Annotated in this window: 9 protein-coding genes and 1 other RNA gene (1 of these 10 cut by a window edge); 7 read left to right on the forward strand and 3 right to left on the reverse strand. The window is 41.4% G+C overall.

From position 1 onward, the window contains the following. The 3 genes from AC0VX1_RS00090 to AC0VX1_RS00100 all read right to left on the reverse strand — a co-directional run bounded on the left by AC0VX1_RS00090 (position 1) and on the right by AC0VX1_RS00100 (position 2,035). Positions 1-672 carry a deoxynucleoside kinase gene (locus AC0VX1_RS00090; protein ID WP_034316271.1) on the reverse strand — a complete coding sequence of 224 codons (672 nt, stop codon included), beginning with the start codon at positions 670-672 and terminating at the stop codon, positions 1-3. Then, complete coding sequence (locus tag AC0VX1_RS00095; protein ID WP_475469596.1) at positions 650-1,309, reverse strand: deoxynucleoside kinase; 660 nt, start codon at positions 1,307-1,309, stop codon at positions 650-652. The genes AC0VX1_RS00090 and AC0VX1_RS00095 overlap by 23 nt, the downstream gene beginning before the upstream one ends. 180 nt (positions 1,310-1,489) lie before the next feature. Beyond that, positions 1,490-2,035 (reverse strand): cysteine hydrolase family protein, encoded by a 546-nt coding sequence (locus AC0VX1_RS00100; protein ID WP_057277264.1) that lies wholly within the window; start codon positions 2,033-2,035, stop codon positions 1,490-1,492. 139 nt (positions 2,036-2,174) lie between these two features. Between AC0VX1_RS00100 and tadA the strand changes: the two genes are divergently transcribed. From tadA to AC0VX1_RS00135, 7 genes are all read left to right on the forward strand, one after another. Then, positions 2,175-2,681, forward strand: a complete 507-nt coding sequence (gene tadA / locus AC0VX1_RS00105; protein WP_413011947.1) for a tRNA adenosine(34) deaminase TadA — start codon at positions 2,175-2,177, stop codon at positions 2,679-2,681. Positions 2,682-2,828: 147 nt separating this feature from the next. Continuing rightward, positions 2,829-3,093, forward strand: an RNA gene (ffs, locus tag AC0VX1_RS00110) — signal recognition particle sRNA large type. 184 nt (positions 3,094-3,277) lie between these two features. Then, complete coding sequence (gene dnaX / locus AC0VX1_RS00115; RefSeq protein WP_475469597.1) at positions 3,278-4,966, forward strand: DNA polymerase III subunit gamma/tau; 1,689 nt, start codon at positions 3,278-3,280, stop codon at positions 4,964-4,966. A 21-nt stretch (positions 4,967-4,987) separates the two neighbouring features. Then, on the forward strand, positions 4,988-5,305 hold the full coding sequence (locus AC0VX1_RS00120; RefSeq protein ID WP_048688709.1) for a YbaB/EbfC family nucleoid-associated protein: 318 nt from the start codon (positions 4,988-4,990) through the stop codon (positions 5,303-5,305). A 60-nt stretch (positions 5,306-5,365) separates the two neighbouring features. Continuing rightward, the gene (recR, locus tag AC0VX1_RS00125; protein WP_034316264.1) at positions 5,366-5,962 is read left to right on the forward strand and encodes a recombination mediator RecR; all 597 of its coding nucleotides are present in this window, start codon (positions 5,366-5,368) and stop codon (positions 5,960-5,962) included. A gap of 20 nt (positions 5,963-5,982) precedes the next feature. Further along, on the forward strand, positions 5,983-6,201 hold the full coding sequence (locus AC0VX1_RS00130) for a YaaL family protein (RefSeq protein ID WP_475469598.1): 219 nt from the start codon (positions 5,983-5,985) through the stop codon (positions 6,199-6,201). A 104-nt stretch (positions 6,202-6,305) separates the two neighbouring features. Then, a protein-coding gene (locus AC0VX1_RS00135; protein WP_370019689.1) for a pro-sigmaK processing inhibitor BofA family protein crosses the window boundary here: on the forward strand, positions 6,306-6,420 show its beginning. It continues 155 nt past the right edge of the window; only the first 115 of its 270 coding nucleotides appear in the window; its start codon is at positions 6,306-6,308; its stop codon lies beyond the right edge, outside the window.

The raw sequence follows: 6,420 nt of genomic DNA on the forward strand, positions 1-6,420 counted from the left end.
TTACACATTTCGCAACAACTTGGTTTGCTCCATATATTCGGCAATCCGTTTTATAAGAGGTTCGATACTTGCCTCATCCTGCATAAGATCATATTCGTTTATATTTAATCGAAGGACAGGGCAGGCGTTGAATTGATCAATCCATTCTTCGTAACGGCCGTGCATTTCCTGCCAATATTCAATTGGGGTATGCTGTTCCATTGGACGGCCGCGCTCTTGGATCCGGTTGAGGATATCATCGAGCGAACCTTCGAGATAGATAAGTAAATCAGGGTGCGGGAAGTATGGCGTCATTACCATGGCATTGAAAAGGCTTGTATACGTTTCGTAGTCCACGTCATTCATCGTGCCTTTTTCATAATGCATTTTTGCAAATATCCCGGTGTCTTCATAAATGGAACGGTCTTGGATAAAACCGCCGCCATATTCGAAGATTTTTTTTTGCTCTTTAAAACGTTCAGCGAGGAAATAGATTTGCAGGTGGAAACTCCAACGATTAAAATCATCGTAAAACTTATCCAGGTAGGGGTTCGTATCAACCTTCTCAAATGATGTCCTGAATTGAAGGGCATCGGCTAACGCATTGGTCATGGTCGATTTTCCTACGCCAACCGTCCCTGCTATCGTAATGACGGCGTTGTTTGGAATATTATATTTCTTTCGTAAGTTCATTTGACTTTACTCCTTTGTGCAGGGCATTCTCTATTTGGCTGATTATCGTTTTCAAATCATCCTTGTTCCCGACAAAATCCAGCTCATCTCCGTTGAATGTAAGAACAGGGATGTCAGGGTGCTGTTTCTCGAATGTTTCCATGAATGTTCGATAATCCGCGGATAACTGCTCTAAATAAATGGAGGATATATTTTCTTCGATTTCCCGGCCTCTTTTACCGATTCGGGAGAGAAGAGTATCAAGGCTTGCGTTTAAATAAATCACCATATTAGGTTCAGGTATATCCCGTGTTAAAATATTGAATATCTCAAGGTATTTATTGTATTGTTCGTTCTTTAACGTTCTTTCAGCAAATATCAAGTTCTTGAATATATGATAATCAGCCACTACGGCTTGGTCATTAGTAAGATACTTTTTTTCGATATCTTCCAATTGTTTATAACGGTTACACAGAAAAAACATTTCTGTTTGAAAGCTCCACTCATCAATATCTTTATAGAATTTCCCGAGAAATGGATTTTCATCGACAATTTCCCTTAATAATGAAATTTGAAAATGATCTGCGATAACTTTTGCGAGTGATGTTTTTCCCACGCCGATTGGACCTTCGACAGTGATAAATGGGGTGGATTTCATCCAATCTGTCCTCCTTCATGAGGTATCAAGCTAAAATTCCCGGTCATAGGATTTTCGCCAAGAGATATTGTATCACAGACTTGGGACTTTAGTGACATTTTTGTCAGGTTGATAAAGAAAGAGAATGAAAGAGTGTTAATTGCGGAGGTATGTAGATTAATGCCTTGTTCGATTGAATGCTTACATGTCTTCACCTTGTTTTATGGATGCCTTGAGAACATGGTTCATCATTTTTAATGCATAATGATTATCTTCCTTTGATGCAGAAGCAATGCAATCCTTCGGAATCCATAATTTATATTCCCGCATATAGGCATCATTGGCCGTGAATAGCACACAGATGTTGCCAGCTATGCCAGTAATGATCAGGGTATCCACGTTTAATTGTTTAAGCAGTGTATTGAGTGCCGTCCCATAAAATGCTGAATGCTTCGGCTTGATGAGAAAAAATTCGTCCTGTTGCGGTTTTATTCTTTCGATTAATGAGGCATTACCTTCATTTTTACATTTATCAATGATTTTATCGAAGTCAGCCTGCCATAAATCATAATGATCATTGATATAAATGATTGGAAAACCTTTTTCTTTCATTTGCTTCTTTAATTTCAAGATCGGATCGACGATAAGTTTCGTATGTGCAAGGAGCATATTCCCGTATTTGAAGTCAAAGTCATTGATCATATCAATGATAAGCAATGCAAAGGAAGGCGATTCAGGTCGATTCATGGTATATCCTCCTGTATTGTGAGAATTTACTTGCAGCACATATGCCGAATGCGTTACTATTCATTAGAATAAGTAGTATGACCTTTATTTTGTCTTATATTTGTCTGTTTACTCCTATTTAATATGAGGGGGTTTTTTTTTGAAGGATGATGTTCATTACATGAATTTAGCCTTAGAGGAAGCAAAAAAGGCGCGGCAATTGAATGAAGTGCCGATTGGCGCTTTAATCGTAATAGATGATCAAGTTATTTCGACGGGGCATAACCTGAGGGAAACGGAACAGAATGCGACGGCACACGCGGAGCTCCTTGCAATCAATGAGGCTTGCAAGGAACTTGGCAGTTGGCGTCTTGAAGATGCGACATTATATGTAACGCTGGAACCTTGCCCGATGTGTGCCGGTGCCATCTTGCAATCAAGGGTGAAAAGGGTTGTTTTCGGAGCGCATGATCCAAAGGCTGGCTGTGCAGGCACATTCATGGATTTACTTCGAGATGAACGCTTTAACCATCAATGTGATGTAACCAGCGGTGTATTGGGGGAAGAGTGCGGCTGGATTTTGACTTCTTTTTTTAAAGAGCTTAGGGATAGAAAGAAAACGTTGAAAAGAGAGCAGGCACTCAAGCTTGTTGAAGAAAATAAATAAGTGAAAAACGAATGTTGAAGATGAATCTTTGCTTCATTTGATAAATTTGGAATTGAACTGTCCAAGAACAACACTTGCGTTTTTTTTGTTACCTTAGTATAATGAATTATGCGTCGTAATGACGCTTTGAAATTGGTATTACTTTTGCCGTGCTAGACGGGGAGGTAGCGGTGCCCTGTACTCGCAATCCGCTCTAGCGAGGTTGAATCCCTTCTCGAGGTTAGCATTCTGTAGGGCCTGCCTTAAGTAAGTGGCGTTGACGCCCGGGTCCTGCGCAATGGGACTCCATGAACCATGTCAGGTCCGGAAGGAAGCAGCATTAAGTGGAAGTTCTCATGTGCCGCAGGGTTGCCTGGGCCGAGCTAACTGCTTAAGTAACGCTTATGGTTGCTAATCGACAGAAGGTGCACGGCAGTTATTTTACATAAACAAAAAACTCATTCGTATCGGGTGGGTTTTTTTTTATGCCAAGAAGGTAAAGTGCTTGGTATTTTTGAAAAAAAAGAGGCAATGATGAAATTTCATTTTTAGACTTTGATATTAAGGAAATCAGTAATGTATAATAAACAAGATGGAGAAAAGAAGGAGGGATTTCCGTGGGGTATCAAGCATTATACCGGGTATGGCGGCCGCAACAATTCATTGATGTAGTTGGGCAGGAACATGTGACGAAAACGTTGCAGAATGCTTTGGTCGGGCAAAAGGTTTCACATGCCTATTTATTTTCCGGTCCACGTGGAACAGGGAAAACAAGTGCTGCCAAAATTCTAGCAAAAGCAGTGAATTGTGAGCATTCACCGACAAGTGAGCCCTGTAACGAATGTGCTACCTGCCGCGGAATCACCGATGGCTCCATATCAGATGTTATAGAAATTGATGCAGCATCCAATAATGGTGTCGAGGAAATCCGTGACATTCGTGATAAGGTCAAATATGCACCTAACGCGGTTACATATAAAGTTTATATCATTGATGAGGTACATATGCTTTCACAAGGGGCGTTCAATGCGCTTTTAAAGACATTGGAAGAACCTCCGAAGCACGTGATTTTCATATTGGCGACGACTGAGCCTCATAAGATTCCACTAACGATCATTTCCCGTTGCCAAAGGTTTGATTTTAAACGGATCCAGCCTCAAGATATAGTTGGCCGGATGTCACAAATCATTGCAGAAACAGGTGTTTCTTGTGATGAACAAGCCCTGCATATCATTGCGAGGGCAGCCGAAGGCGGGATGCGGGATGCACTAAGCCTTCTTGATCAAGCGATATCCTTCAGTTCGGAGACGGTTTCAGTGGAAGATGCATTGACTGTCACCGGATCTGTTTCGCAAGCGTTTTTAAGCCGGCTGGCAAAAGCTATATATGATAAAGAAGTAGCGGTGGCACTTGAAGTCCTTGAAGAATTGCTGGCCATGGGAAAAGACCCGGCTAGGTTCATAGAAGACATGATTTATTATTTCCGTGACATGCTTTTGTTTCAAACGGCACCGGCACTGGCAGAATCCTTCGAGCGTGTTTTGATAGATCCCCAATTCAAGGAATTGGCAGAAGTGATCTCTTCTGAATCGATTTACTCCATAATTGAAAGCTTCAATCAAACACAGCAGGACATGAAATGGACAAATCATCCAAGGATTTTCCTTGAGGTGGCACTTGTCAAGTTATGTAATGAGCAAAGGCCAAATCAAATTGATAACGGGCAGCTTCAACAGCTGCAGCAGAAAATAGAAGATTTAGAGAAGAAAATACTCGAAATGCAGAAAAATGGCATTCCGGCAGCCATGGCAGAAAAACCTGCAGAGCAGGCTAAGGCGCAAAGGGCCGTTAAAAAGTCATATAAAGCACCTGCGGGAAAGATCAATCAAGTTTTGAAACAAGCTACAAAGCCAGGTCTTAATGCTGTGAAAAGTAAGTGGGGGGAAGTGCTTGAACAGTTAGGTCTGCAAAACCAAAAGTCATTGGCAGCTTTATTAACGGAGGCAGAACCTGTTGCTGCGTCAACTGAAGCTTTTGTGGTAAAATTCAAATATGATATTCATTGTCAAATGGCAATGGAAAATAACCGTTTCGTGGAAGTGATAGCCTCGATCATGCAGCAATTGACCGGACACCGAATGGAGATAGCTGGAGTTCCGGAAAGCCAGTGGCAAAAGTTGCGGGAGGACTTCATCTCAACACAGCAGTTCGACGGTCCAGAAGAAACGGAATCAAAAGAAGAAGACCCTTTTATAGCAGAGGCTAGAAAATTAGTCGGCGATGATTTACTTGAAATTAAAGAATAATTGGAGGTAAGGAAAATGGGTATGCGCGGCGGTAATATGCAGAACATGATGAAACAAATGCAAAAGATGCAAAAGAAGATGGCAGAGGCACAAGAAGAATTAGGTGAAAAAAGGGTTGAAGGAACTGCCGGCGGCGGAATGGTAACGGTCATCGTGACTGGACATAAAGAAATAGTCGATGTAGTCATCAAACCGGAAGTTGTCGATCCGGATGATATCGATATGCTTCAGGATTTAGTGTTGGCTGCCACTAACGATGCTTTGAAAAAGGCGGAAGAAATGACAAACCAAACGATGGGACAATTCACTAAGGGAATGAACCTTCCGGGGATGTTTTAAGCAAGTTCAAAAGAAACTTCCTTTCAGGGGGTTTCTTTTGAAATTTTTAGGAGGAATTCGATGCATTATCCAGAACCAATTTCCAAGCTCATTGACAGTTTTATGAAATTGCCGGGGATTGGTCCTAAAACGGCTGCTCGATTAGCCTTTCATGTATTAAGCATGAAGGAAGATACTGTTTTGGATTTTGCAAAAGCACTTGTTAATGCTAAGCGGAATCTTATGTATTGCTCAGTCTGTGGTCATATTACAGATCAAGATCCCTGCTATATTTGCGAAGATCAAAAGAGGGACAGAAGTTTGATCTGTGTGGTTCAGGACCCGAAAGATGTTATAGCTATGGAAAAGATGAGAGAGTTCAATGGTTTATACCATGTACTGCATGGCAGTATTTCCCCGATGGACGGAATCGGTCCGGAAGATATAAATATTCCTGATTTATTAAAGCGCCTGCAAGATGAAACAGTGCTGGAGGTAATTTTGGCCACTAATCCTAACATTGAAGGTGAAGCGACAGCCATGTATATTTCCCGGTTGCTTAGACCATCAGGCATCAAAGTGACCCGAATTGCCCACGGACTTCCTGTTGGCGGAGATTTGGAGTATGCGGATGAAGTGACGCTATCAAAAGCAATAGAAGGAAGAAGAGAAATATAAGATAGCTGGGAGGACTTCACTTGTTCTTTCGTAAAAAAAAGAAACTTCGGAATGCATTCAATGATTCATTAATCGAAGAGCTTGAACAATTGAAATGGAATTGGCATAATCAAAAATCATTACTTGAAAAAAGCGTTGATCCATCTGAGGAAGTAATCGCCCAAACGAGACTGGCGGAAGTGAAATACTTCTACTTATTCAGGGAAGTTAAAAGAAGGAATGTTCGCTTAAAAAGATGATAAGGAAATGGCTGTGAAGGATTGTTTGTTCCTCATGGCCATTTTTTTCGGTTCTTAATCCAGCGTTTCCTTCATATAAGTTTAGTACAAGCTTGCGGGGAGGAATGAGTTTGGAACCAGTTGTCTTTGTCGCCATAGTTGGCGGCTTGATTTTAATGCTCCTCATTATCGGAGCCCCATTAAGACCTGTCCGGTTCATAGGGCAGGGCATTATAAAGG

Source organism: Peribacillus sp. QJM3NY_7 (assembly GCF_056173225.1).